This window comes from Marinobacter sp. L-46 (assembly GCF_056859535.1).
The window spans coordinates 21,072-47,446 of the sequence record NZ_JBSXOP010000075.1 but is presented as its reverse complement, the minus strand read 5'-3'; the positions used below and the strand labels follow the sequence as shown (position 1 = coordinate 47,446).

Below are 26,375 nucleotides of genomic sequence, written 5' to 3'. Positions count from 1 at the left end.
ATGGGGGAAAGGGGGAGTTGTGCCTGAATGCCGGAAACTGGCTAAATAATCGCCAACTTCGACCATGACCACTCGGATCTGGCACTACCAGGCTTGGTCTGCGAAGGTTGTTGGAGCACTATGAGAAATCCGGGCTAGCATGGCGTCGAAAACGTCCGATTTATTCTGGAAATGCCAGTAGACCGCTCCACGGGTGACTTGGGCGGTCTGGGCAATTTCTTCCAGCGATGCATGAGCTACGCCCTTACGGACAAAGACCTGTTCCGCAGCGTCCAGTATCGCCTGGCGTGTGTTTTCGGCTTCCGCTTTGGTTTTTCGGGCCATGGTGATTTTCCATCGTTGCGTGCATTGGCTCCGCCGTCCGGCAAGCACTTGCTATCTCATTGGATGCCATATCATGCCAAACTTTTTTGCATACATCCACGTATGAATGTAAAATATTTGAATTCTGAATCGCCTTACTCGATGAGAGATTCTCATCGAGTCTAAGCTAATATAAATTTACATTCGTACAGAAACGAATGTAAATTCTCTGTCATCTCACATCAAAAAACGAGAATCATTCGCCTATGAAAACTGCAGTTCAATTTGCCAGGGTGAGTCTTCTTACCTTAGCTTCAGGTCTGTTTCTTGCGGGCTGTGGCCAGAATGAGGTTCCGGAGAGTGCCCAACAGGGTAGTCAAGAGCCGCCCCCTCATCCTGTGGAAGTTGTTGAGTTGACACGCCAGGATGTGAGTATTGAACGATCCTACCCGTCATTGCTGCGCAGTGATGACGAGGTCACGCTGGTGGCCCGAGTGGCAGGTACTCTGGAGCAGCGCCACTTCGAGGCCGGTCAGATGGTGGAGAAAGGCGAACTGCTTTATTCCATCGAGCCTGACGTTTATCAGGCGATCGTCAATCAGCGTGAGGCCGACCTGGAAAGTGCCCGTGCGCAACTGTTCCGGGCCCAGCGTGACGCTGACCGGTTTGAGCGATTGCTGGGGCAGAACTCAGTGAGCCGACAGGATTACGACAAGGCGCTGGCCGATGCTAGGATTGCCCAGGCTTCGGTCGCCCAGGCTGAGGCCGCTCTGGCCAGTGCACGTATCGACCTGGACTACGCCAAGGTCAAAGCCCCCGTTTCCGGAATGATCAGCCTGAGCCAGATTAATGTCGGGAACTTTGTGAGCACGGGTACAGAATTGGCCACGATAACCCCATTGGATCCGTTGGAAGTGCGTTTCCAGCTGCCCCAAAGCCATGCCTTCGAGCTGCGTCGTCAGCTGAAAGGACAGGATATCGAGTCAATCACGACACGACTTCAGGTGCCGGGTAGTTCTGGCGATGAAACTGGCAGCCTGAACGGTAATTTGGACTTCCTTGGCTCCCGGGTTGACCAGGCCACCAGCACGGTTCAGGCCAACGCCACGTTTCCCAACCCGGATGCCAGCGTTTTACCTGGGCAGTTCGTGCGTATCCGCATTGAGGGTCTGAAGCGGTATGGCGTGCTGGCCGTGCCCGAAATTGCCGTTGGTCAGGGCTTGATGGGCCCGCAGATCTTTGTGCTTGATGAAAATAACGTGGCGCGCGCGCGCCCGGTGGATCTGGGTGAAGTCGCAGGCCCCTGGCAGATTATACAAGGCGGTGTTGAACCCGGAGAGCGGGTAGTGGTTGGAGACCTGGCGGGAGTTCAGCCTGGAACGACCATTGAGCCGCAGCCTTTCAAGGGCGATGCAGATTCGTTGGTGGAGGACGCCGAGGCGTCTAAAGAAGAAGCCCGTCATAGAGACATGGAAAAAGCGACAGAGGCTGAGCCTGGTACTGCCACTGAAAGCGCTGAGGACGCCTCCTCATGAATTTCTCGAACTTTTTCATCAAACGACCGATCTTTGCTACGGTTCTGGCAATCATCCTGACGATCATCGGGGTGGTCAGCTTGCGGGTATTGCCCATCGAGCAGTATCCCAGTGTTGTGCCCCCCACCGTTTCTGTTACCGCCCAGTTTCCGGGCGCAGATGCCGAAACGGTGGCACAAACCGTGGCTGCGCCGTTGGCGGAGGCAATCAACGGCGTAGAGGACATGCTGTACATGACCTCGACCAGTGCTGATAACGGCATCATGAGCCTGAACGTCGCTTTTGATATCGGCACGGACGGTGACATCAACACCATCAACGTGAACAACCGCGTGCAGGGAGCGTTATCGCAACTGCCGGAGCAGGTTCAGGCTCAGGGCGTCACTGTTGAGCTGCGTTCCAGTTCTATCCTGATGCTGGTGTCGCTGATCTCGCCAGAAGGCGATTATGACAACGTCTTTATGCAGAATTACGCCACTCTCAATATCCTGGACGAATTGCGTCAGGTGCCCGGGGTTGGTGAGGCCGAGGTTCTGGGGGGGGGTGAATTCGCCATGCGCATCTGGATGGATCCGGACAAGCTGGCGCAATACGACCTGACACCCACCGAGGTGGCGACGGCTATTCGAGCCCAAAACACCGAAGTTCCGGCGGGTAGTCTAGCCAGCACACCGCAAAGCGAACCGCGAGCCTTCACGTACACCATCACCGCGGGTGGCCGACTGAGCGACGTCAGCGACTTCCGCGAAATATTCCTTCGCACCAATCCGGATGGCTCGTCGCTGCGTCTTGAGGATGTAGCCCGAATAGAGTTGGGCGCCTCTTTTTACGCTATTGACGCAAACCTCAACGGCTCCACCATGACGCCGATTATTATCAACCAACAGCCGGGGGCGAATGCCCTAGCGACCGCGGACGCGGTGAAGGAAACCATGGCCGAGCTGGCCGAACGTTTTCCGCCCGGCCTCGAGCATGTGGTGCCTTACGATACGACGCTGTTTATTGATGCCTCGGTAAGCACGGTCATCAAGGTGTTTATTGAAGCCTTTCTGATCGTCGGTGTGATCCTGTTTGTGTTTCTACAAAACTGGCGCTTTACGGTGATTGCCATGTCGGTGGTGCCGGTGTCTGTGCTGGCCACCTTTGCCGGTTTCTACATGTTCGGATTCTCGATAAACCTGCTGACCCTGTTCGCACTGGTGCTGTCGATCGGCATAGTGGTGGATGATGCGATTCTTGTGGTCGAGAACGTTGAACGGGTATTGAGTGAGGATGACGAGATCACCGTAACTCAGGCCACCATTCGTGCGATGAAGGAGGTTGGTGGACCGGTGATTGCCACCTCGCTGATCATGGCTGCGGTGTTTGTCCCGGTTGCGTTCCTCGGCGGTTTCACCGGACAAATATACCAACAGTTCGCGCTGACCGTTGCCATTTCAGTGGCTTTCTCGGCACTTATGGCGCTGACTTTTACCCCCGCGTTATCCGCGATATTCATCAAGCACAAGTCGAAGTTAGGCGAGTCAAAGCTGATGCGCGCAATCAATACGCCGCTGCGTTTGTTCGATAGCTTCTTCGCGGGAGTCACCTCAGCTTACATGTGGGCCGTCAAGAAACTGGTTCATTTCTGGGGACTGGCCTTACTGCTCACGGGACTGGTGATTGGTGGTTCCTGGTGGCTTTATCAGACCACGCCTTCTACGCTCGTGCCGGAGACAGACCAGGGGATTGTCCTGGCGAGTGTACAGTTACCTGATTCAGCCTCACTCGACCGCACCAATGCCTACATGGATGAGCTCTCGTCCCGGATCGAAAAGATCGAAGGGGTGGAGTATGTGTCTGCGGTGGCCGGTTACGACATCCTTTCGAGTGCGGTGAACACGGCTCGGGGCGTCATGTTTATAAATATGGTTCCCTGGAACGAACGCTCCCTCACCGCGGACGAGCTGGTGGAAAAAATCATGGCGCCGGGAGCACAAGTCTCCGGAGGGTCAACGATGGCCTTCAACGTGCCGCCGATAATGGGTCTCTCCACCACCGGTGGTTTCACTGGGTATTTACAGTCATTTGAAGGCGCTGATGCCCAGGAGCTTTTCCAGGCCTCGGCAGAAGTGATGGAGGCGGCAAACGAACACCCGGCACTGCAGAGGGTATTCACAACCTTCAACGTGAATGTGCCCGGCTACCGTGCCGAAATCGACCAGCAAAAGGCGCTCAGTTACGGTGTTGCGCTGGAGGATCTGAACGCCACGCTGTCGAACACCTTTGGAAACGGCTTCGTTAACTATTTCAGTTACCAGAACCGTAACTTTCAGGTGTACCTCCAGAACGAGGACGAATTCCGTAAAACGCCGGATGACATGAGTAGTGTCTACGTGCGTGGAGGCAACGGCGAGCGAATCCCGCTTTCCGAATTCGTGACTCTTGAACGTCAGGCCAAGCCGGCGGTGGTATCCCGTTTCGGAGTTTATCTTGGGGCGCAGTTCCAGGGTGGTCCGGCTGAGGGTTACAGTTCCGGTGAGGCGATCGCTGCGATGGAGCAAATCGTTCAGGAAACCCTCGGAAGTGATTGGGGCATGGGCTGGACTGGAACCGCCTACCAGGAAAGTCAGGTGGGGAATACCGCAAGCCTGGCGATCATATTCGGCCTGATAATGGTGTTCCTGATCCTGGCTGCCCAGTACGAGAGCTGGTCGCTGCCGCTGGCAGTATTGACCGCTACACCGTTTGCATTCCTGGGTGCGATCGGTGGTATTGCTCTGCGAGGCCTCGATACCAGTATCTACGTGGAAATAGGGATGCTTGTGGTGGTTGGTCTGGCGGCCAAAAATACTATTCTAATCGTTGAGTTTGCTGAGTTGCGACGCAAGGAGCTCGGGGAGACAATCCGTGAAGCCGCTGTCAATGCCGCAGAGCTGCGTTTCAGACCTATCGTGATGACCTCGGTGGCGTTTATTTTCGGCACTTTGCCTCTGGCCCTGGCCACTGGCGCCAGTGATGTCAGCAGTCATCACATCGGCACCACGGTTGCAGTAGGTATGGGATCTGTAGCCGTTCTCGGTAGTCTTTTTGCTCCGAGTTTCTACGCCATGATTGCGGCAATTTCTGACTGGTTGGCGATAAAGGTGAAAGGAGAGTCGTCCGACCATCGGACAGTTGCTGAGTCGGGCCAGCACTGAAAGGTCAGCCGGCCTGGTTAACCGGGTCGGCTGATACTAAAAATCACAGGTTGGCGAGTGAATGCCACCAGGAGGTTGTCATGGAGTTCATTACAGAGGTCGCCCTGAGTTTTCCGGCGGTTGTGTTCAGCGTATTGATGCCGTTGGTTTTGTTGTACTGGGTGCTCGTTGCCTTACGGCTGCTGCCGTTGGAGTTGTTCGAACACGACAGCCTGAAAGGGGATTATCTTTCCAGCTCGCTGGTGGCACTGGGCTTTGCCGGAGTACCGGCTTCCTTTGCGCTTTCCGTCCTTTTGCTGTTGGCGTCAGCGTTCACTATTGCTGTCGAGGTGTTGGCGCTGCGCTGGCTAGACTTGGGGTTTTTCCGCGTACCACTGGGCCTGGTTGTCTTGTGGGGTTCGCTTGCTGTGGCGTCGCCATTGGCGGCGGGATTATGTGCGTCTGTGCGCCGCTGGTTTCATCGTCACCTGCTTGGTCATCAGCGGTGTTTGCTGGGTGAACAGGTCGAGGTGTTGGCTGAACCGGATGCCGACGGCTGGACCCGCGCGGTACTGCTTGATGACCGGGATTACGAGGTACGACTGCACGGTAAGCCGGAGAATATGCCCCACGCAGGTGATCGGCGAGTGTTGGTTAAATATGTTGCCGATGAAAACTCTTATCGCAGCGTTGACGAGACGGAGTATCGCGAGGCACGGGGACACCTCAAGAGGCTCCGGCTCGCTAGCAAGCAATCGTCCCAGGTTTTGTAGACAAGATTCAACTAGTCAACACGGTAACTTTCAATGGCCAGAAAAACCAAGGCGGAAGCCGAGGTCACGCGTCAAGTTATACTGGATGCGGCAGAAAAGGTTTTTATCACAAAAGGTGTGGCCCGGTCATCGCTGGAAGAAATCGCACGTACAGCGAAGGTCACCCGAGGTGCGATTTATTGGCACTTCTGTAATAAGTCCGATCTGTTCGATGCCATGCTCGATCGTGTGCGCCTGCCTATTTCCGCGTTGATTGATCCTACCGCCAATGCACAAACCGGTGAATTACAAGCGATCAGAAATCTTTGTGTGTACGCCTTGCGAATGCTCGTAGAAGATCAGCGCTATTTTCGTGTTTACAGCATTTTGTTCCACCACACGGAGTCGGAACGAGGATTGAAGAAGCTCGCAGAAATGGCGGAAGAATCGATTAACCTGATGACCCGGATTTTTGAAAACCATCCTCCGCACCCCTCCTTGACACCAAGACAGGCGGCACGCTCGTTACATACCCAAGTTCTCGGTATTTACTTCGACTGGCTAAGAAATCCCGGGGCCTATGACTTAGCACAGGAGTCGGAAATTCTTATTGACACTTTGTTTCGGGGTATTTGTCCCGACAGCCAGTCATTTCTGCCAGCGAAAGACAATCAATGAACAGACATTAGTGCTGCCCCACAGAGTCACGCGCGAAGCTGAAAATGCCGATCTACGGACTGTGGCGGTTGATTGGGGTTGTGAATTAAAGGCGGACCAAGTTGATGCATTGTTTTACCGAGATCGGCCCTTTATTGAAACTACTCCCCCGGGCCCGCCTGATGACCGCCTGCTTCGCCGTTATTTTTCTGGCGGGCTGTGCCTTGCCCGCCGTGAACAAGTCTGAATCAAGCGCGCTGACATTGTCAGAAGCGCAGGAAACCCGGCTGGGAAAAGCCATAGCACCGAGCCTGGCGAATCACCCGGGGAAAAGCGGTATCTATACATTAACCAACCCCCGGGACGCTTTCGCCGCCAGAGCTCTGCTGGCTAGAGCGGCCGACAGGACGCTCGATGTTCAGTACTACATCTGGCACGGAGATACTACTGGAACGCTGCTCTTGGAGGAACTCCACACGGCAGCCGACCGTGGCGTTCGGGTTCGCTTGCTGGTCGACGACAATGGCACCTCAGGACTCGACACAGAGCTTGCAGCACTGGCTTCACATCCATTGATCGAGATTAGGCTATTCAACCCCTTTGTTATCCGTTCACCAAAATGGATGGGATATGTTACGGATTTTTCCCGAGCCAATCGGCGCATGCACAACAAATCGTTCACCGCCGATAATCAGGCATCGATCATTGGCGGGCGTAATGTAGGTGACGAATATTTCGGGGCAACGGAGGGTGTTCTCTTCGCAGATCTTGATGTGCTTTCAGTAGGACCAGTCGTTAGCGATGTCTCGACAGACTTTGATCGCTATTGGGACAGCGATTCGACCTACCCCGTCGAAAATATTGTGCCAGCGGTTCCAGAGGAGGCTCTCGATCAATTCTCTACAAAAGCTTCTCTGATAGAGCGAGACGGTGCCGCTTCAGCGTACGTAAACGCGATATCTGAGTCAGAATTCATTAAGAAACTACTGGCAAGCCAATTAGAACTGGAGTGGGCTTGCGTCCGAATGGTGAGCGATGATCCGGCAAAAGGGCTTGGTTTGGCAAAAAACGAAGAGCTCCTTTCTCATCAGCTCGCAGAGATTCTGGGTGCACCGGAGAGCCGGGTTGCCTTGGTGTCTCCGTATTTTGTACCCACCGAGGCCGGTGTTGAGGCCTTTTCCGCTTTAGCGGACCAGGGAATCAGAGTGAGTATTTTAACGAACTCCCTCGACGCGACGGATGTCGCTGCGGTGCATGCAGGTTATGCCAAACGGCGGCAAGCCTTGCTTGAGGCAGGTATCCGCTTGTTCGAGATGCGGCGACTCTCCTCAGAAGTTAGCCGTAACCCGAGTGCTGGCCCTTTTGGTAGCTCAGGTTCCAGCTTGCACGCAAAAACCTTCGCTGTAGACGGGGAGCGGATGTTTGTAGGTTCTTTTAACTTCGACCCCAGGTCGTTCAACTTAAATACTGAACTCGGGCTTGTCATTGAAAGTCCTTTGCTGGCTCAGAACGTTCACCGTGTGTTTGAGACGACCATACCGTATAACGCTTATGAAGTTCGTATCGATGACGATGGCGACCTTTATTGGCTTGAGCGTGTCGGTGACAAGGAAGTTCGTCACGAGAAAGAACCCCACACCGGGTGGCTGAAACGAACCTGGGTTTATCTGCTCTCGATATTACCGATTGAGTGGTTGCTCTAATTATTATCAGTCAACTGGACGTCAATAATGAACTTTCGAAAAATCAACCGACAACCCAAAGCCTTGGTCATTCGTGGCTGCAAAGCAGCCCTGCGTTTTTTTTCATGGCATTATTCCCCGCGTTGCTCAGAGCCGAGGTCGAGAACTGGTCCTGGGATAATGACCTGCTGACCGGAACGGTCCGCCGCTACACCAGCGGCGTTCGGCTGGCGCATCTATCTGACACTGCTAAATACACAGATTCAGCTAAATGCTATTCATCACGGACGTCGTTAACCAATGACGCAACCAGCTTCTCTACCTTTATCAACGCTTTGCGACGCTCATCAAAGTAGTCATAACGGTCATAGATGCCCTCAACGCCTTTGAGCTTGTGGTTCAAACAACGTTCGGCCACATGTCCCGGAACGCCTGCGGCTGCAAGGAGGCTACGACAGGTACGCCGCAAATCATGCACGGTGAATTCTGCGATGTCCCCCATCCTGTTCTCTGGCTGCACCTCCCTGCCTGGCTCCTTACCGAATAGCTTGGAGATGGCGCGGTTCAGCGTATCCTTACCCATGTGTGGCTGCTTGCTGGTGCGCCGATTGGGAAATACGTAATCAGAACGAAAGGCTCGGACTTTGAGCTCTTCCAGCCAGGTCACGGCATGTTGCGGAAGAGGAATAACAATTTCAGTGCCTGACTTGCTGCGCTCTCCTGGGAGCCTCCAGCAGCGCTTTTCCAAGTCGAATTCTGCCCACTTAGCTTCCGTCAGCTCAGTCTTGCGTACTCCCAGAACGATCAACAGCGCGCAGGCCAGGTAGTTTTCCCGGGTAAAACTGTCTTCGTTTTCCCGGAACACTTTAAAGACATGCTTGATCTCCTCGAGGGTTAATGCCCTGTCTCGGCTTTTCTCAACACCCCCTGCATCCGTGAATGTGAAAGCAGCCGCTGGGTTATAAGTAACCAGGCCCAGCTTTATCGCGTGGTTAAACAGCTGTTTCAGGTACATCAAGGTGTCATTTGCTGTAGTCGGTCGCCCACTGTCCGCGACTTTCCGAACAATGCTGCGAACGTCCATCGGTTTGACTCCCTCGACATCGAAGCCACCAATCGAAGGCGCCACCTCTTTCACGAAAATTCTTTTCGGGATGTGCGGGTGCTTAAGACGTTTCTCCAACTCCTGATACCAGTCGTCAAATAGGTCATTCACGGTTCTGAGCGTCACCTGCTCATCCCGCTTACGCTCCTCTATTGGGTCGGTACCGTTCCGAATCTCCTTTTGAATCTCCACGGCCCGCTCACGGGCTTGTGCCAGGGTGAAGTCACCAGACTTTGCCAGCGTTAATTCGCGCCGCTTACCAGAGAGTGTGTAACGCAACATCCAATATGGTTCACCACGCTTTGGCACCATGAGGTACAGCCCGTTCCCGTCGCTGTGGCGACCCGGAGAACCATCTTTGATCAAGGCGCGAACTTTGGTCGCTGTGAGCTTAGCCATCATTCACCGCCAACGCAGTTTGCATTGAGGCCTCTAGCTCTGCGGGGTATACGCAGGGTCGGCAGGGTGGTGCGGGGAGTACACATAGATTTCTCGTACCTAAAATGGGGAGTAGACCGATTTACTCCCCATTATACCCCCCCATTTTTCGCTGGATTAAACTAGATTTTGCTAGACAACCATAGACAAACTTCTACTTTTACCCTTTATTAACAACACTTTATAAACGAATCAGGACTTCAGTGGACGCTACTCAATATTCTGCACCTGCTCCCGCATCTGCTCGATCAGCACCTTTAAGTCCACCGCTGCGCGGGTGACGGCGGCATCGATGCTCTTGCTACTCAGGGTATTGGCTTCCCGGTTCAGCTCCTGCATCAGGAAGTCCAGGCGCCGGCCGATGGCATCGTCGTTTTGCAGGGTGTCGGTGACTTCGCTGATATGGGCATCCAGGCGGTCCAGCTCTTCGGCCACGTCACTTTTCTGGGCCAGCATGACCATCTCCTGGGCCACGCGCTCCGGGTCCAGCTCTACCCTGGCTTTCTCAAAGCGATCCCGAAGGTTCTGCTCCTGGGCGGCCAGCAGCTGGGGCATCTTCTCCCGAACTTCCGCCACCAGGTTGCCCATGGTGGTCAGACGGTCCTCGAACAATGGCCGCAGGCGCTCACCTTCCCGTTCACGAACCGTCATCAGTTCCTTGACAGTTTCCGCGAACAGCCCCGCTGCCGCTTCCTTGGCTGCACTGTAATCCTTCTCCGGCAACGACATCACCCCCGGCCAGCGGAGAATATCCAGTGCGTTGATGTGGGCCGGGTTATCCAGCATACGGTTAATATGGTTGGCTGCCTCGTTCACCGCCTGGGCCATTTCATCGCTGATCTCGAAGCTCTGAACCTCGCTCTCCGCCGACTGCAGGCGCATGGAGATATCCACCTTGCCCCGCTTCAGCCCCTGCTTGCGCAACTCCTCCCGAAACCGGTTTTCCAGTTCACGGAAAGCCTCCGGCAGGCGGAAAGACGGCTCCAGATAGCGATGGTTTACGGTACGGATCTCACAGGTGAGAGTACCCCAGTCACCCCGGGTATCCTTGCAGGCAAAAGCAGTCATGCTGCGGATCATAATGGCTCCAGTCGTGTTCAACAGAGTTTCGAGTTTAACAGGCAAACGCCCGGAGCAGCGAACCCGACCAAATGCTATACTCGGTGCCCTTTCAAAACGCCCGACCGGCAACAGCCGGACATTCATCTTTAAAAAAACAGGACACACTATGCGACCAAGCGGCAGAACGCCCGAGCAACCCAGAGACGTCCGCATCACCCGCAACTACACCCGCCACGCAGAAGGCTCGGTGCTGGTTGAGTTCGGCGACACCAAGGTTATCTGCACCGCCTCGGTAGAGAACAAAGTACCGCCCTTCCTGCGCGGCGAAGGCAAAGGCTGGATCACCGCCGAATACGGCATGCTGCCCCGCTCCACCGGCAGCCGCATGGGCCGCGAAGCCGCCCGTGGCAAACAAGGTGGCCGCACCGTAGAAATCCAGCGCCTGATCGGCCGCAGCCTGCGCGCCGCGGTAGACCTCGAAGCCCTGGGCGAACACACCATCACCATCGACTGCGACGTCATCCAGGCGGACGGCGGCACCCGCACTGCTGCAATCACCGGTGGCTGCGTGGCCCTGGTAGACGCCCTGAACCACCTGGTAGCGAATAAGCGCCTGAAAAAATCTCCGCTTAAGCAAATGGTCGCCGCCATTTCCGTAGGCGTATTCAAGGGCACCCCGGTGGCCGACCTGGACTACCCGGAAGACTCCGAAGCCGAAACCGACATGAACGTAATCATGACCGATCAGGGCGGCTTCATTGAAATCCAGGGAACTGCCGAAGGCGCACCGTTCGAACAAACAGAACTGGACGCCATGCTGGCGCTGGCAAGGAAAGCGATTAATCGGTTGTTTGAACTGCAGAAAGACGCCCTGAAAGGCTAACTCAGGAGTCTGGGGTGGCGTTGTGGCAAGCCTTCCCCAGAATTTCGAAGGCCATGGATGGCCTGAGAGAAGCGCACATATATGTGCTCGTAGCGGTTCTGGGGAAGGCTTGCCACAACGGCGCCCTCCCCCAGATTAAGGATCGGCTTAAAAACTGATTTCGATATCGTAATCCATGATCACCGGCGCGTGGTCAGAGAACCGCGTACCGTCATCAATCCAGCCATCGCGAATGGTCTTGCGAATCCCCGGCGTCAGCAAATGGTAATCCACCCGGATACCGGCCTTCTTGCGTGAACCCTCGGTCTGCTCCGGCCACCAGGTAAACTGGTTGCTCTGCTTGTTGATCTCGCGGAATGCATCAATACAGCCCATCTCATCGAACAAACGATCCAGCCACGCACGCTCATGGGGCAGGAAGCCGGAAAAATCCGTCTTGTGGTAGAGCGGACTGGCATCCGTTACATGGTGAGCCGTCTGCAGGTTGGCACAGAAGATAAACTGACGACGCTTGCGCAGGGTTTTCTGCATGTGCACGCCAAAGGCTTCCATGAACTCGTCTTTGTGATCGAGAACAGTCAGATCGTCTTCACCAGTCAGCTCTTCTTCGCGGCCCAGGGCACAGGGCGCCAGTACGCAGGCTACAGATACCTTGTCGAAATCGGCCTGGATAAAGCGACCTTCACGGTCGGCCTGCTCGTTGGCAAAGCCGTACATAATGGCTTTCGGGAAGTGGCGGGTATAAATGCCGACACCGCCGTGCTCGTTCAGCTCGCCGTCGATGAAGTAGGCCTCATACCCTTCCGGAATCAGGTTTTTGTCTTCAACTTCGTAGGCACGCATCCGGTGGTCCTGAACACAGACAACATCAGCGTCCTGCTCTGCCAGCCAGTCAAAAAAGCCCTTCTCAACAGCCTGCTCCAAGCCATTGACGCTGATTGATACTACGCGCATACGTGTTCCCTGATTCGGTTTGTGTAGTATGATACCGGTTTTACGCTTTAATTAAAGATCCTATCCCGCCAGAAGCCTTGCCATGCATGACTATCAGCAAAAATTTATCGAATTTGCCATCCAGCGGAACGTTCTGCGTTTTAGAGAGTTCACCCTCAAATCCGGGCGCACCAGTCCGTACTTTTTCAATGCCGGACTGTTCAATACCGGCGACGACCTGCTACAACTAAGCAAAGCCTATGCCGCCGCGATAGAACGCAGTGGACTGGATTATGACATCATTTTCGGGCCTGCCTATAAGGGCATTCCGTTGGCTACGGTTACCGCCATGGCCCTTGCAACAGACGGTAACAGCAAACCTTTTGCCTTTAACCGTAAAGAGAAGAAAGATCACGGTGAAGGCGGTAATATCGTAGGCACCCCCTTGCAGGGTAAAGTGCTGATTGTGGATGATGTGATCACCGCAGGCACCGCCATCCGGGAGTCCATTGATATTATCCGGGCCGCCGGGGCCGAGCCGGCCGGCGTATTGATTGCCCTGGACCGCCAGGAAAAAGGTAATGGCGAACTCTCGGCCATCCAGGAAGTCGAAAAAGAATTCGGCATTCCGGTCGTCAGCATCATCCGCCTTGAACAGATACTGGACTACCTGAAGTCCAACCCGGAATTCGCCGGCCATGCGGAGAGCGTAGCCAGCTACCGGGACCGTTACGGAGTCTGATAAATGCAACACCGTGTGATCGCATCGCCGGTTCTCGCCGGTCTTGTCGCCCTGGGGCTCCTGGCCTCTGCCGGCGCGCAGGCGACCATGTATCGTTACACGGATGAAAATGGACAACTGGTGATCGGCAATACCATTCCCCAGGAAGCCACCAAGCGCGGCTATGAGATCCTGAGCGACAACGGCCGGGTTGTGAAAACCATACCCCGGGCGCTGACAGCCGAGGAAATCGCCGCGCGGGAAGCGGCCAGGCAAGCCGAAGAAGAGCGCCAGAGGCAGCTCGAGGCCCAGCAAGAGCTGGACCGGCAATTGCTGAAGCGCTTCAGCCATCCGGACCAGGCCATCCGGGCCCTGCGCCGGAAAATCCAGGAAATGAACAGCCTGATCCAGCTGAAACGCGGCAATATCAACGTGATTTCCGGGCAGCTGGATAACGAACAGAGCCGCGCCGCCGATATGGAGCGGGCGGGGCGTGAAATCCCCGAAGCCACGCTGGAGAAAATCCGCCGGCTGGAAGCCCAGATTCGTGAGGTGGAGCGGGAAATCTCAGCCCAGCAGCAAGACATCGAGTCCGTGCGCAAGGCCTACGAGGAAGACGTTCTCAGGCTGGAAGAAATTACCGGGGAAAAACGAACCATTCCCCTGAACCCGGAAAGCGAAAATGCCGATCCGGAAACAACAGAGGGCGCTCAATGAGCGCCCTCTGCTTTTACACTACTGGCCTTCATCAGGCTGAGGCAGTTTCTTTCTTGGCCGCTGGCTTACGCGCCGCAGTTTTGCGGGCAGCCGGCTTCTTGGCGGTGACTGACTTCTTGGCGTCCTGGGCCGCCTCGGCCACATCTTCAGCAGCTTCAGATACGGTATCAGCACTTTCAGCCGCTTCTTTCTCCAGCTTGGCAACCAGCTCAGCTGCGAAGTTACCGAAACGGCCGTTCAGGGAGCGCAGTTGCTCGAACAGGGTTTCGGAGTAGCCGTTATAACGCTTGCGCAGGCTCTTCACGCTGTACTCGCGGGCTTCCGCTTCCAGCTTCTCGGCGTAGTCGAACGGCTTGGAGGCCAGCTTCTTCTGCTGCTCTTCCGCGGCGTTGATGCCCTTCTCTACGATGCCCTGCAGTTGTTCCTGGTAAGATTTGAGTTTACCCATGATGACTCTCCTGACGTTTCAGACGTTCGTGATTTTCCAACTTCGGCCGGCACTACAGCGATCAGCGCAGCCGGCTTCTGGTAACTTTCACGGTCAGGTTACGGACAAAAATTAGAATGTTCATACTAGAACTGCTCAGGTAATCACCAACGGAAGATTACCCAGCTGGGAACCAGCAAGTCTGAATCCAAGCCTGAATCGGTATCCTGCACCCAGCCACCACCATCGGCAGGCACCAGGTAGTATTCCGGACCGGTTTCCGGCACCACCTTGATCTCCATAAGCTGGCCGTTGACCCGGTACTCGTAGAAGACTTCGTTCTCGCCGGGGCGGATGACAATCTCCGGGCCACCTTCGGGCGGCTGGTAATCGGAAATCACCAGCGGCTCCTGCGGAGTAACCACCGGAGTAGTATCCAGTGCCCCCTCATCCTGGGCCAGGCCCGGTACGGAGAAACAGCCCAGCAACAGGGCGGAACAGGCGATTCGTTTCATTTTCGTGGTACCCTTTGGTTCATCTTTCTGGCTAGAGTTGCACAAGCCAACCCACGCTTCAATCAGAATCCGGACCCGTTTTGACATGACTGAGAAAAAGACCCCACCCGTGGTTCTGGTAGACGGATCTTCCTACCTGTTCCGTGCCTACCACGCCCTGCCCCCGCTCACCACCAGCAAGAACCATCCCACCGGCGCCATCAAAGGCGTGGTGAGCATGTTGCGGCGGCTGGAGCAGGACTTTCCGGAATCAAAAGTTGTGGTGGTGTTCGATGCCAAGGGCAAAACCTTCCGGCACGACATGTACGAAGAGTACAAAGCCAACCGGCCGCCCATGCCGGAAGACCTGGCCATGCAGATAGAGCCGATCCACAACATCGTGCGGGCCATGGGCCTGCCGCTGCTGATTGTGCCCGGGGTAGAAGCCGACGACGTGATCGGCACCCTGGCCCACGAGGCCACCAGCAAAGGCATTGATGTGGTGGTGTCAACCGGCGACAAGGACATGGCCCAGCTGGTGAGCGACCACGTTACGCTGATCAACACCATGACCGAAACCGCCATGGACCGTGACGGCGTAGTGGAGAAGTTCGGCGTAACGCCAGAGCAGATCATCGACTACCTGGCCCTGGTGGGCGACAAGGTGGACAACATCCCGGGCGTGAACAAATGCGGCCCGAAAACCGCCGTAAAGTGGCTGCAGGCGTATAACGACCTGGATAACCTGATCGAACACGCCGGCGAAATCAAAGGCAAGATCGGTGAATACCTGCGCGAGGCTATCGACACCCTGCCCCTGAGCCGGGAACTGGCCACCATCCGCCTGGATGTGGAACTGGAATTCGGGCTGGAAGACCTCACCGAGCGGGAGCAGGATGACGACAGCCTGCTGGAACTGTTCAAGGAATACGAATTCCGCAGCTGGATTGCCGAGCTGGAAAACGCAGGATCTGCCAGCGACAAGAAAGCCGCCGCCTCTGAGCCGGAGTCGACCAAGGCCATTGAGAAACAGTACTCAGTGATCACCGAACAGGCCGAGCTCGACAAGTGGCTGGAGCGCCTGAAAGCCGCCGACCAGTTCGCCTTCGACACAGAAACCACCAGCCTGCGTTATATGGACGCTGAAATTGTCGGCGTATCCTTTGCCATCGAGCCGGGCGAAGCGGCCTATGTGCCCCTGGGCCACGACTACATGGGCGCACCGGACCAGCTGGACCGCGACGAAGTACTGGCCCGGCTCAAACCACTGCTGGAAGACCCGGCGCAGAAGAAGATCGGCCAGAACCTGAAGTACGACAAGAACGTGCTGGCCAACCACGGCATCCACCTGGAAGGCATCAGCGATGACACCATGGTGGAGTCTTACGTGCTCAATTCCGTGGCCACCCGCCACGATATGGACAGCCTGGCCCGGGAATATCTGGGCGAGCAAACCATCACTTACGAATCCATCGCCGGCAAGGGCGCCAAGCAGCTCACCTTCAACCAGATTGACCTGGAAAAGGCCGGGCCCTACGCCGCTGAAGACGCCGACATCACCCTGCGCCTGCATCAGGCCCTGAGCCCGAAGTTGAAAGAAACCGGCAAGCTGGAATCCGTCTACCGAGAGATCGACCTGCCCCTGGTGCCGGTACTGTCACGCATGGAACAGCGGGGCACCCTGATCAGCGCCAGCACCCTGCGCCAGCACAGCCAGGAACTGGCCGAGCGCATGGCGGAGCTGGAGAAGGAAGCCCACGAGGTAGCCGGCGAAAGCTTCAACCTGGGCTCCACCAAGCAACTGCAGGCGATTCTGTACGACAAGTTCGGCCTGCGGGTGATCAAGAAAACCCCGAAGGGCGCGCCCTCCACGGCCGAGCCTGTGCTGCAGGAACTGGCCCACGAGCACGAACTGCCCCGGCTGATTGTGGAACACCGCAGCCTGAGCAAGCTCAAGTCCACCTACACCGACACCCTGCCGGAGCTGATTCACCACCGTACCGGTCGGGTGCATACCTCTTACCATCAGGCAGTTACCGCTACCGGTCGCCTGTCGTCTTCTGAACCGAACCTGCAGAACATCCCCATCCGCACCGAAGAAGGCCGTCGCATCCGCCAGGCTTTTATCGCTCCGGAAGGTTACAAGCTGCTGGCAGCGGACTACTCCCAGATTGAGCTGCGCATCATGGCGCACCTGTCTGGCGACAAGGGCCTGCTGACTGCCTTCGAGCATGGAGAAGACATCCATAAAGCCACCGCCGCCGAAGTCTTTGGCGTGAGCCTGATTGAAGTCAGCTCCGACCAGCGCCGCAGCGCCAAGGCCATCAACTTCGGCCTGATCTACGGCATGTCGGCCTTTGGCCTGGCCCGCCAGCTGGGCGTTGAAAGAAAGGTGGCCCAGGAATACATCGACCGCTACTTCGAGCGCTACCCCGGCGTGCTGCGTTACATGGACAACATCCGCAAACAGGCCCACGACGATGGCTTCGTGGAAACCCTGTTTGGCCGTCGGCTGTACCTGCCGGAGATCAACGCCCGTAACAAGCAGATGCAACAGGCCGCCGAGCGTACCGCCATCAACGCGCCCATGCAGGGCACCGCCGCCGATATCATCAAACGGGCGATGATTGATGTGGACCAGTGGCTGCACGCCGAGCACCAGAATGACGCATGCATGACCATGCAGGTGCACGATGAACTGATCATCGAAGTACGGGAAGACGCCGTGGAGAAGGTCCGTGAGGGACTGGTGAAACGCATGTCGGCCGCCGCAAAGCTGGACGTACCGCTGCTGGTGGAAGCCGGCGTGGGCGACAACTGGGACCAGGCCCACTAACCCGGCGCTCGCATGGCATAAAAGCTGCATCGGCCCCGGTGTCCGGGGTAACACCCGATGCAGTGACATCCATGCGAGGCCTTCCCATGAATTCCGCAACCATTGAACGCAACTGGCTGTTCGACCCTTCCCTGTTAAAGCTGGTGCACCAGTGCCGGCGCCTGATCCAGTCCGAGTTCGGGGTAAAACTCCACCTTAACGAAGCCGACCTGGCAGAGCACCTGGCTGAATACGCTGCAAAAACCCGATCAACGCACCTGGTGTATACCTGGCAAGCCCTGAAACAACGGGTGCCCGAGTTAAGTGCGGAAACGGAAGAGGAAAGTGTGGCGCCGCGAATGTACCGGGGGCAGCCGATTGCCGAAAGCCAGCAGGTAAAGGAGTCTTCAGAAGGGGAACCCTGCCCCCGGCAGAAGAAAGTGATCTACCGGGGGCAGGTGGTGGGCTGATTAGAAGGCTTTGCTGAACTCGATCGCGGCGCTCCAGGCGCTGAGGTCGTATTCGGCGTCATAGCTGGAACGAGCGTCACTCTGGACAGTTCCATTCGGCGTCAGTGCGTATGAGCGATCACTGACCTTAGGATCCTCTTTGAACAGCAAAGTGCCTATTGCAGCATCGACAGTCCAACCACTACCGACATCACGCCACTGAGTACCCAAAGTCAGCCAGTGGCGATCAGTAGACGGAATCCGCGCTGTAACATACTGCCCAACGGGCGATTCGTCGTAAGCATAACCCGCTTTAAACGCCCAGGACTCATTTGCCTGCCAGATACCACCAACGTTGGCCTGCCAAGTATTGCTCCACTCTTCAGGAATATGAGTCAATTGATCCGGCATACCTCCCGGGCTCTTGGATGTCAAAGGCTTGCTAGAATCACGGCCATAAATATCGAGCGCTTCAAATTGGCTCCAGCGAGAATAAGTGGCACCCGCCAAGACAGTGACAGTATCCGTCAGCTGATGGCGTACACCTGCGGTAATACTCTCTGGAATAGCTAAAGGCACGAGAGCCGGCTCAGTTGAGTCAAGCGGTATCGCAGTCCCTTGCTGGATACCAGGAAGACCCGCAGGCGCATTTACTGAAACATTGGTGAATGTGGCATCGCCTTTCAGATCAAGCTCAGTACCAGTCTGAGCGCTCAATCCGAATTGGGTTCGGTCATTAAGCTCGTAAAGGAAGCCGACGCGGAAAGTCACTCCAATATCGTCGCCCTCAATATCCGCATAACCCTGATCAGTTACTGTCGGAGCCGCAGCAGGTGCCGCGAAGTTAGTTCCTGAGTTATCCATAAATTTAGTCAGTTTGCCTTCAACATACATAATGTTGAGGCCCAACCCCATGGACAATCCGTTGCCGTTATTGACTGAAACTGACGGCGTGAACGCGATTGCTGTCAGCTCAGTTTTGTCTCCAAAGAAACGACCTTTAAAGTCATCATCATAATCTGCCGCCAGACCGAACGGAGCGTGGATACCAAAACCCACATCGATGGAATCGTTAACTTCATGGGTCATGTAGAAGTTTGGCAGAACAGCAGGATCAGCAATATCACCACCTCTGGAACCATCCACAGGCCCCCCAAGCTGGTTAGTAGCCGTAGCACCCTCTTTCGCCTTAGCATCAATATCCAAAACCGCCGCACCAAAAGAGATATTGGTACCAGACAGCTGGCTCATACCGGCCGGGTTAAAGAAAACAGTGGTCGCGTTTTCAGGGTTAGCAGCGGCGCCGGCATTGGCTACGCCCATCTGACTGGCGCTTTGTTCGTTCAATGCAAAACCACCTGCCATTACGGTTGCAGGTGCCGCAACAGCGACCAGGGTAGCAAAGCGAATTGCTTTTACGAGTGCATTGGTGTTATTGTGCATGGAGTCTCCATTATTAGTATTAGTTTCGCGCGTAGGTAGTATATGCAGCACATGGCAACGGCGTCAAATGCCAAAGCTACTGATTCAACAGGCTAACCATATACGACTTTTGTATTAAATCAAAGCCCCGGGGCGGGGCTTTTTCTACTGCGGAATTAATCGTGCTGGATCGAGAGTTTGTCGACGGTAGAGGACAGCTTGTCAGCCCCCTGGGCATCCGCGCCCAATTTGATCATCAAACGCAGGTCGTTGGCGGAGTCGGCATGGGCCAGCGCATCCTCGTAGGTAATCGAGCCTTCAGAGTATAGACGGTACAAGGCCTGGTCGAAGGTCTGCATGCCGGATTCGTTCGACTTCGCCATCAGTTCTTTGAGCTTGTGTACCTCTGCCTTACGGATCAGGTCAGCCACCAGCGGGGTGTTGATCAGCACCTCGATAACGGCCTTCCGACCTTTGCCGTCCGGTGTGGGTACCAGCTGCTGGGCCACGATAGCCTTCAGGTTGAGGGACAGATCCATCCAGATCTGGTTGTGCTGCTCGGGCGGGAAGAACTGGATAATCCGGTCCAGGGCCTGGTTGGCGTTGTTGGCGTGCAGGGTGGCCAGGCACAGGTGGCCGGTTTCGGCGAACTGCACGGAGTATTCCATGGTCTGGCGGGTACGCACCTCACCGATCAGGATAACGTCCGGCGCCTGGCGCAGGGTGTTCTTCAGGGCCACTTCGAAACTTTCGGTATCAATACCCACTTCCCGCTGGGTAACGATACAACCCTGGTGCTGGTGCACAAATTCGATCGGGTCTTCGATGGAAATAATGTGGCCGCGACTGTTGCGGTTACGGTGCCCCAGCATGGCCGCCAGCGAGGTGGACTTACCGGTACCGGTGGCACCCACAAACATGATCAGACCCCGCTTGGTCATGGCCAGGTCCTTGACGATTTCCGGCAGCGCCAGGTCGTCAATCTGCGGGATCTTCACTTCGATACGCCGCAGCACCATACCGCACAGGTTGCGCTGGAAGAAGGCGGACACACGGAAACGGCCGATACCCCGGGCGCTGATGGCAAAGTTGCATTCGTGGCTTTCGTCGAATTCGGCGCGCTGCTTGTCGTTCATGGCGCCGTACACCAGCTCGCGGGTCTGTTCCGGTGTCAGCGCGTTCTTGGTGACCGGCAGAACCTTGCCGTTCACTTTCATGCTAGGTGGTACGCCTGCTGTAATGAACAGGTCTGAACCACCCTTCTCCACCATCAACCGCAACAGTTTTTCAAATTCCATTTTGCTACCTATCTATCTCAGAAGTTATCCGGCATCTTGGCCTTGGCACGGGCCTGTTCGCGAGAAATGAGGCCCTTCTGCAGCAAACGCTCCAGGCACTGGTCCAGGGTCTGCATGCCAAGGGAGCCGCCGGTCTGGATAGACGAGTACATCTGGGCGATCTTGTCTTCGCGGATCAGGTTCCGGATAGCCGGGGTACCGATCATGATTTCGTGGGCCGCAATCCGGCCACCACCCATTTTCTTCATCAGGGTCTGGGAAATAACCGCCTGCAGGGATTCCGACAGCATGGAGCGGACCATGGATTTTTCTTCCGCCGGGAATACGTCAACCACCCGGTCAATGGTCTTGGCCGCGGAGGTGGTGTGCAGAGTGCCGAATACCAGGTGGCCGGTTTCGGCGGCGGTCAGTGCCAGGCGGATGGTTTCCAGGTCCCGGAGCTCGCCCACCAGAATGATGTCGGGGTCTTCCCGCAGGGCCGAGCGCAGGGCTTCGTTGAAGCCCAGGGTGTCCCGGTGCACTTCCCGCTGGTTCACCAGGCACTTTTTGGATTCGTGCACGAATTCGATCGGGTCCTCGATGGTGAGGATGTGCTCGTAGCGGGTGTCGTTGATGTAGTCCATCATCGCCGCCAGGGTGGTGGACTTACCGGAACCGGTGGGGCCGGTGACCAGCACCAGGCCGCGGGGCACCGAGGAGATATCCTTGAAAACCTGGCCCATGCCCAGATCTTCCATAGTCAGAACCTTCGAGGGGATGGTCCGGAACACTGCGCCGGCACCGCGGTTCTGGTTGAAGGCGTTAACCCGGAAACGGGCCACGCCGGGCACCTCGAACGAGAAGTCGGTTTCCAGGAACTCTTCGTAATCCTTACGCTGCTTGTCGTTCATGATGTCGTAGATCAGCCCGTGCACTTCTTTGTGCTCCATGGGCGGAAGGTTGATACGACGAACATCGCCATCAACACGAATCATCGGGGGCAAACCGGAAGACAGGTGCAAATCCGACGCACCCTGTTTGGCCGAGAAGGCAAGCAGTTCAGTAATATCCATAGGATTCCTCGGAGGGCTTTTTCTTTTAGTCCAGAAGCGGCAAACTCACACTATGAGCAGCATAGCAGACAACATCGGGAGCGTAACCCGACGCATACAAAAAGCAACACTGAAGGCGGGGCGCGACCCCGACAGTGTGCGCCTGTTGGCAGTCAGCAAGACCCGGCCACCGGAAGACCTGCGCGCCGCATTCGAAGCCGGCCAACAGGCATTCGGTGAAAACTACCTTCAGGAAGCGCTCGACAAGATCGGTGCGCTGGACGACCTGGATGGCATCGAATGGCACTTCATCGGGCCTATCCAGTCCAACAAAACCCGGCAGATTGCCGAGGCCTTTGCCTGGGTGCACAGCGTGGATCGCCTCAAGATTGCCCGCCGGCTGAGCGAACAGCGGCCGGAGTCTTTGCCGGGCCTGAACATTTGCCTGCAGGTGAACATCAACAACGAAGACAGCAAGTCCGGCTGCACGCTGGACGAACTGCCGGAGCTGGTATCGGCAATCAGTGACCTGCCGAACATCAGCCTGCGCGGGCTGATGGCCATTCCGGACCCGGACCAGCCGGAATCGGAGCTGCGGCTGAGTTTCCGAAAACTGGCCGGCACCCTGAAAAACCTGAAACAGGACCACCCGGACGCCGGCCCGCTGGATACCCTTTCCACGGGCATGTCTGACGACCTGGAACTGGCCATTGCCGAAGGTGCCACCTGGGTTCGGGTGGGCACCGCCCTGTTCGGAGCCCGGGCGAAGAAACAGAGCCTGAGCTGACCGGCCCGGTTCCTGCTATCATCCGGATCAACGAATCCATCGACCAAGCCCGGAGTTTACCGTGAGCAACTCATCCACCATTTCCTTTATCGGTGCCGGCAATATGGCCAGTGCCATCATTGGCGGCATGCTTGATAACGGCTACCAGGCCGGGAACATCTGGGTCAGCGCGCCCGACGACAGCCACCTGCAGGCCCTGCGCGATCGCTTCGGTGTAAGCGTGACCACCGACAACCGCCACTGCGCCCAACAGGCCGACATGGTGGTGCTGGCGGTGAAACCCCAGGTGATGGCCGAGGTTTGCCGGGATATCGCCCCGGTGGTGCAGAACACCCGGCCGCTGATGGTGTCTATTGCCGCCGGCCTGGCGTCTGACACCCTGGACAGCTGGCTCGGTGGCGGCCTGCCCCTGGTGCGGGCAATGCCCAATACGCCGTCCCTGGTTGGCAAGGGCGCCGCCGGCCTGTTCGCCAATGCGGCGGTAACAGCCGAACAGAAAACCATGGTGCAGTCGGTATTTGAAAGCATTGGCTCTGCCCTGTGGGTAGACGATGAAGAACAACTGCATGGCGTAACCGCGCTGTCCGGCAGTGGCCCGGCCTATTTCTTCCTGATGCTCGAAGCCCTGGAAGCGGCCGCCACCGAAGCCGGCATTGCCCCGAAAACCGCCCGGGAACTGGCCATCCAGACCATGGCCGGCGCCGCCGAAATGGCTGCCCGAAGCGAGCACGACCCGGCGCAGCTCAAACGCAACGTGATGTCGCCCGGCGGCACCACCGAGCGTGCGATCAATACCTTTGAAGACGGCGGCATGCGAGACCTGGTGCAGAAAGCCTATAATGCCGCCTTCGAACGCTCGCAAGAAATGTCCAAAGAACTGGCAGACAAACAGTAACCGATAACGGAGACACAGCTTCATGCTGGCAGACATTGTCATTACCATCCTGCTGATCGCGTCCACCTTCTACATGACCATCGTGTTGCTGCGCTTTCTGCTGCAACTGGCGCGGGCGGATTTCTACAACCCCATTTCCCAGTTTGTGGTGAAGGCCACCAACCCGCCGCTGCGCCCCCTGCGCCGATTCATTCCCGGCTGGGGCGGCATTGACGGCGCCGCGCTGGTACTGGCCGTCATTATCCAGGCCATCACCTTCTTCCTGATCCTGGTCGCCCTGAACGGTGGCATTCCCGCCATCAACCCCATCACCCTGCTGGTGTGGGCGGTGCTGAACGTGCTCAGCCTGATTGTGAAGATCTACTTCTGGTCAGTTATCGCGGTGGTTGTGGTGAGCTGGATTGCGCCCCAGAGCGGTCACCCGGCTATCCAGCTGGTGGCGCAGATTACCGAGCCGGTAATGCGGCCTGTGCGCAACATGATGCCCTCCATGGGCGGGCTGGACCTGTCTCCGATCATCGTGTTCCTGATCCTGAACGTGATTACTGTGGTGATCGATCACATGAAGGTGGCTGCCGGCCTCGGCTCGATCGGCCTCGGGATGTAAAACAGGTCTCGAAAATACATTTTGTTACACAAAAGTCGGAACGCAGACTTTTTGAGAGCCGGAAGATCAACCTGTTGATTTTCCGGCTTTTTTATTTTGTCATCCCGGGCCTTCCGCCTTGATCCGCGACAGGTTCGGGCGCCAAAAACCGGCAAAGCGGTTATGATTAACGGCATTTAATCTGGGAGCACCCGGAAGTCGCGCAGAAGGATAAACCGATGAAAATGCAGGGAACTCTGTCGCAGCAGGTTGAGGCCTATCATAACTGGAAGAAGGAACTCATCCGGCAGATCGGCCGCTACCGGCTGTGGCTGCAGGACAACGACCTTTTCTCCGAAGACGTCAGCACCCGAATCCGTAATGGCCTGGAGCTGCTCATTGAAGATGAGCTGACCATTGCCTTTGCCGGGGAATACTCCCGTGGCAAGACCGAGCTGATCAATGCCCTGTTCTTCTCCGGCTATGGCCAGCGCATGCTGCCGTCCCAGGCGGGCCGCACCACCATGTGCCCCACCGAGCTGTTCTACGACCGCAGCGCCAACCAGAATTACCTGCTGTTGCTGCCGATCGAAACCCGCACCGGCGAACTCTCCCTGCAGCAATTGCGCAAGCAACCGGAGCACTGGGTCAGGCACGACCTGGACGAGCACGACCCCGAAGTGATGCGCGAAGTGCTGGCCGAGGTAGCCCGCACCAAGAGCGTAACGCCCCAGCAGGCCCGCAAGCTCGGGTTCGACGAGGACATGCTGGAGCACGACCGCAGCAACCCCGGCAACGTACTGGTACCGGCCTGGCGTAACGCCCAGATCAGCATTCGCCACCCGCTGTTCGAACGCGGCTTGCGCATTCTCGATACCCCCGGCCTGAACGCCCTGGGTTCCGAGCCGGAGCTGACCATCAGCATGCTGCCCCGGGCCCACGCCATTATCTTTGTGCTCAGTGCCGACACCGGTGTAACCGCCAGCGATATGGCGATCTGGAACGAGCACATCGACACCGAATACGCCGACCACCGGGCCGGCCGCTTCGCGGTACTGAACAAGATCGACGTACTCTGGGACGACCTGCAGGGCGAGCAACACACCAACGATGCCATCGAGCGGGTGCGCGGCTACACCGCTGACCACCTGGGCATCCGCCAGCAGGACGTGATTCCGCTGTCTGCCAAGCAGGGCCTGATCAGCCGTGTTCGCAATGACGATCCCTTGTTTAAACGCTCCAACATCGACCAGCTCGAGCAACTGATTGTCCGCCGCATCCTGATGCACAAGGAAGAGCTGATCACCCAGAACCTGATCAACGATCTCCTGGGGATGCTGCAGAACAGCCAGGCGGCCATGCATATCCGGCTGTCGGCCCTGGAAGAGGAACGCACGGCCTGCACCGGCGCCACCGTAGACAAGGCATCCATTGCCCGGCTCGCCGAGCGGGCCCACAAGGATTACGACTTCTACTATAAGAAGCTGATTACCCTGCGCTCATCCCGGCGGCTGATGGACTCCCAGGGCGAGATGTTGCGCAAGCTGGTGAGCGAGGAACGCTTTGAAGCCCATGCCGCGAAGGTGCGGCTGAAAATGTCGAAGAGCTGGACCACTGCGGGCATGAACGCGGCGATGGATCACTTCTTCGAGCTGCTGGAAACCGACCTGACCAACCTGCTCAGCGAGGGCCACCTGGCGGAAAAAATGGTTGGCGCCATCTACCGTCGCTACAACGAAGACAACCGGGCACGGCACCTGGAGCCGATCCCCCTGCGGGCCGGCCGCCATGTGATCGCGGTGCGGGAATTGCGCAAGAAAGCCAGGCGGTTCAGGGTCAGCCCCAAGAACCTGCTGACCGAGCAATCCCTGCTGGTTCGACGGTTCTTCAACGTGATGGTGGGTGAAGCCCGCACCCTGCATGCCCGGGTGCGGGCTGACGTGGAGCGCTGGCCCCATGAGGCCCTGCTGCCGATCATGCAGTACTCCATGGAGCAGAAGCAGTTGCTGGAGCACCAGATCCGCCGCCTGCGCGACATGGTGCGAACCGACCGCGACACCCGGAGTGAACGGGAGCGGCTGGACCACACCATTGCCGACCTGCGCAAACAACTGGAGCTGGCCGATGCCATGATGCGGCAAATCCGCAAACCGGCCCCCACCCTGTTGCAGCAGAAGGTGGTCAATATTTACGGCGCCGTCTGACATACCGGAGCCCGGGCAGCA

The 26,375-nt window shown here is 56.8% G+C and carries 22 protein-coding genes and 1 pseudogene; 14 read left to right on the top strand and 9 right to left on the bottom strand.

Going from position 1 to position 26,375, the window contains the following annotated elements; all coding sequences use genetic code 11:
• Nucleotides 1-126 precede the first annotated feature (126 nt).
• A pseudogene (locus tag AC13DJ_RS12565) lies at nt 127-324 on the bottom strand (TetR family transcriptional regulator); the annotation flags it as partial.
• Between the two features lie 245 nt (nt 325-569).
• On the opposite strand from AC13DJ_RS12565, the gene AC13DJ_RS12560 reads away from it, so the two are divergent.
• The 5 genes from AC13DJ_RS12560 (at nt 570) to AC13DJ_RS12540 (ending at nt 8,108) form a co-directional block, all read left to right on the top strand.
• On the top strand, nt 570-1,838 hold the full coding sequence (locus AC13DJ_RS12560; protein WP_482933144.1) for an efflux RND transporter periplasmic adaptor subunit: 1,269 nt from the start codon (nt 570-572) through the stop codon (nt 1,836-1,838).
• Nucleotides 1,835-5,017 carry an efflux RND transporter permease subunit gene (locus AC13DJ_RS12555; protein WP_482933143.1) on the top strand — a complete coding sequence of 1,061 codons (3,183 nt, stop codon included), beginning with the start codon at nt 1,835-1,837 and terminating at the stop codon, nt 5,015-5,017. Before AC13DJ_RS12560 ends, AC13DJ_RS12555 begins: the two co-directional genes overlap by 4 nt.
• A gap of 80 nt (nt 5,018-5,097) precedes the next feature.
• Nucleotides 5,098-5,769, top strand: coding sequence for a hypothetical protein (locus tag AC13DJ_RS12550; RefSeq protein ID WP_273133083.1), 672 nt, complete (start codon nt 5,098-5,100; stop codon nt 5,767-5,769).
• Between the two features lie 33 nt (nt 5,770-5,802).
• Nucleotides 5,803-6,426, top strand: coding sequence for a TetR family transcriptional regulator (locus tag AC13DJ_RS12545; protein ID WP_482933142.1), 624 nt, complete (start codon nt 5,803-5,805; stop codon nt 6,424-6,426).
• A gap of 104 nt (nt 6,427-6,530) precedes the next feature.
• On the top strand, nt 6,531-8,108 hold the full coding sequence (locus tag AC13DJ_RS12540; RefSeq protein ID WP_482933141.1) for a phospholipase D family protein: 1,578 nt from the start codon (nt 6,531-6,533) through the stop codon (nt 8,106-8,108).
• 253 nt (nt 8,109-8,361) lie between these two features.
• On the opposite strand, the gene AC13DJ_RS12535 is transcribed toward AC13DJ_RS12540, so the two are convergent.
• Nucleotides 8,362-9,594 (bottom strand): tyrosine-type recombinase/integrase, encoded by a 1,233-nt coding sequence (locus tag AC13DJ_RS12535; RefSeq protein WP_482933140.1) that lies wholly within the window; start codon nt 9,592-9,594, stop codon nt 8,362-8,364.
• A gap of 246 nt (nt 9,595-9,840) precedes the next feature.
• Entirely contained in the window at nt 9,841-10,710 is an 870-nt protein-coding gene (locus AC13DJ_RS12530; protein ID WP_482933139.1) for a YicC/YloC family endoribonuclease, read from the bottom strand.
• Nucleotides 10,711-10,858: 148 nt separating this feature from the next.
• Here AC13DJ_RS12530 and rph point away from each other — a divergent pair, with 148 nt between their 5' ends.
• A complete protein-coding gene (gene rph, locus AC13DJ_RS12525) occupies nt 10,859-11,575 on the top strand; it encodes a ribonuclease PH (protein WP_482933138.1) in 717 nt (238 codons plus the stop codon).
• A 147-nt stretch (nt 11,576-11,722) separates the two neighbouring features.
• Here the strand turns inward: rph and AC13DJ_RS12520 are convergent, their stop codons facing one another.
• The gene (locus tag AC13DJ_RS12520) at nt 11,723-12,529 is read right to left on the bottom strand and encodes an exodeoxyribonuclease III (RefSeq protein WP_288371229.1); all 807 of its coding nucleotides are present in this window, start codon (nt 12,527-12,529) and stop codon (nt 11,723-11,725) included.
• An 82-nt stretch (nt 12,530-12,611) separates the two neighbouring features.
• On the opposite strand from AC13DJ_RS12520, the gene pyrE reads away from it, so the two are divergent.
• Together pyrE and AC13DJ_RS12510 are read left to right on the top strand one after the other, a co-directional pair.
• Nucleotides 12,612-13,250, top strand: coding sequence for an orotate phosphoribosyltransferase (pyrE, locus tag AC13DJ_RS12515; RefSeq protein ID WP_482933137.1), 639 nt, complete (start codon nt 12,612-12,614; stop codon nt 13,248-13,250).
• Nucleotides 13,251-13,253: 3 nt separating this feature from the next.
• Entirely contained in the window at nt 13,254-13,946 is a 693-nt protein-coding gene (locus AC13DJ_RS12510; protein ID WP_058339919.1) for a DUF4124 domain-containing protein, read from the top strand.
• A gap of 31 nt (nt 13,947-13,977) precedes the next feature.
• On the opposite strand, the gene AC13DJ_RS12505 is transcribed toward AC13DJ_RS12510, so the two are convergent.
• Nucleotides 13,978-14,394 carry a hypothetical protein gene (locus tag AC13DJ_RS12505; RefSeq protein WP_288371233.1) on the bottom strand — a complete coding sequence of 139 codons (417 nt, stop codon included), beginning with the start codon at nt 14,392-14,394 and terminating at the stop codon, nt 13,978-13,980.
• A gap of 143 nt (nt 14,395-14,537) precedes the next feature.
• Nucleotides 14,538-14,888 carry a DUF2782 domain-containing protein gene (locus AC13DJ_RS12500; RefSeq protein WP_288371235.1) on the bottom strand — a complete coding sequence of 117 codons (351 nt, stop codon included), beginning with the start codon at nt 14,886-14,888 and terminating at the stop codon, nt 14,538-14,540.
• Nucleotides 14,889-14,973: 85 nt separating this feature from the next.
• On the opposite strand from AC13DJ_RS12500, the gene polA reads away from it, so the two are divergent.
• Nucleotides 14,974-17,703 (top strand): DNA polymerase I, encoded by a 2,730-nt coding sequence (gene polA, locus AC13DJ_RS12495; RefSeq protein WP_482933136.1) that lies wholly within the window; start codon nt 14,974-14,976, stop codon nt 17,701-17,703.
• Nucleotides 17,704-17,789: 86 nt separating this feature from the next.
• Nucleotides 17,790-18,152, top strand: a complete 363-nt coding sequence (locus AC13DJ_RS12490; protein WP_482933135.1) for a hypothetical protein — start codon at nt 17,790-17,792, stop codon at nt 18,150-18,152.
• Here the strand turns inward: AC13DJ_RS12490 and AC13DJ_RS12485 are convergent, their stop codons facing one another.
• The 3 genes from AC13DJ_RS12485 to AC13DJ_RS12475 form a co-directional block, all read right to left on the bottom strand.
• Complete coding sequence (locus AC13DJ_RS12485) at nt 18,153-19,574, bottom strand: OmpP1/FadL family transporter (protein ID WP_482933134.1); 1,422 nt, start codon at nt 19,572-19,574, stop codon at nt 18,153-18,155. It lies immediately after the preceding gene.
• Between the two features lie 155 nt (nt 19,575-19,729).
• The gene (locus AC13DJ_RS12480; RefSeq protein ID WP_022987596.1) at nt 19,730-20,851 is read right to left on the bottom strand and encodes a PilT/PilU family type 4a pilus ATPase; all 1,122 of its coding nucleotides are present in this window, start codon (nt 20,849-20,851) and stop codon (nt 19,730-19,732) included.
• 17 nt (nt 20,852-20,868) lie between these two features.
• Nucleotides 20,869-21,903 (bottom strand): type IV pilus twitching motility protein PilT, encoded by a 1,035-nt coding sequence (locus AC13DJ_RS12475; RefSeq protein WP_288371310.1) that lies wholly within the window; start codon nt 21,901-21,903, stop codon nt 20,869-20,871.
• A 52-nt stretch (nt 21,904-21,955) separates the two neighbouring features.
• Between AC13DJ_RS12475 and AC13DJ_RS12470 the strand changes: the two genes are divergently transcribed.
• The 4 genes from AC13DJ_RS12470 to AC13DJ_RS12455 all read left to right on the top strand — a co-directional run bounded on the left by AC13DJ_RS12470 (nt 21,956) and on the right by AC13DJ_RS12455 (nt 26,354).
• Nucleotides 21,956-22,669, top strand: a complete 714-nt coding sequence (locus AC13DJ_RS12470) for a YggS family pyridoxal phosphate-dependent enzyme (protein WP_482933133.1) — start codon at nt 21,956-21,958, stop codon at nt 22,667-22,669.
• A gap of 61 nt (nt 22,670-22,730) precedes the next feature.
• Entirely contained in the window at nt 22,731-23,564 is an 834-nt protein-coding gene (proC, locus tag AC13DJ_RS12465) for a pyrroline-5-carboxylate reductase (RefSeq protein ID WP_482933132.1), read from the top strand.
• 22 nt (nt 23,565-23,586) lie between these two features.
• Nucleotides 23,587-24,171 (top strand): YggT family protein, encoded by a 585-nt coding sequence (locus tag AC13DJ_RS12460; protein WP_022987592.1) that lies wholly within the window; start codon nt 23,587-23,589, stop codon nt 24,169-24,171.
• Between the two features lie 218 nt (nt 24,172-24,389).
• Complete coding sequence (locus tag AC13DJ_RS12455) at nt 24,390-26,354, top strand: dynamin family protein (RefSeq protein WP_482933131.1); 1,965 nt, start codon at nt 24,390-24,392, stop codon at nt 26,352-26,354.
• Nucleotides 26,355-26,375 lie beyond the last annotated feature (21 nt).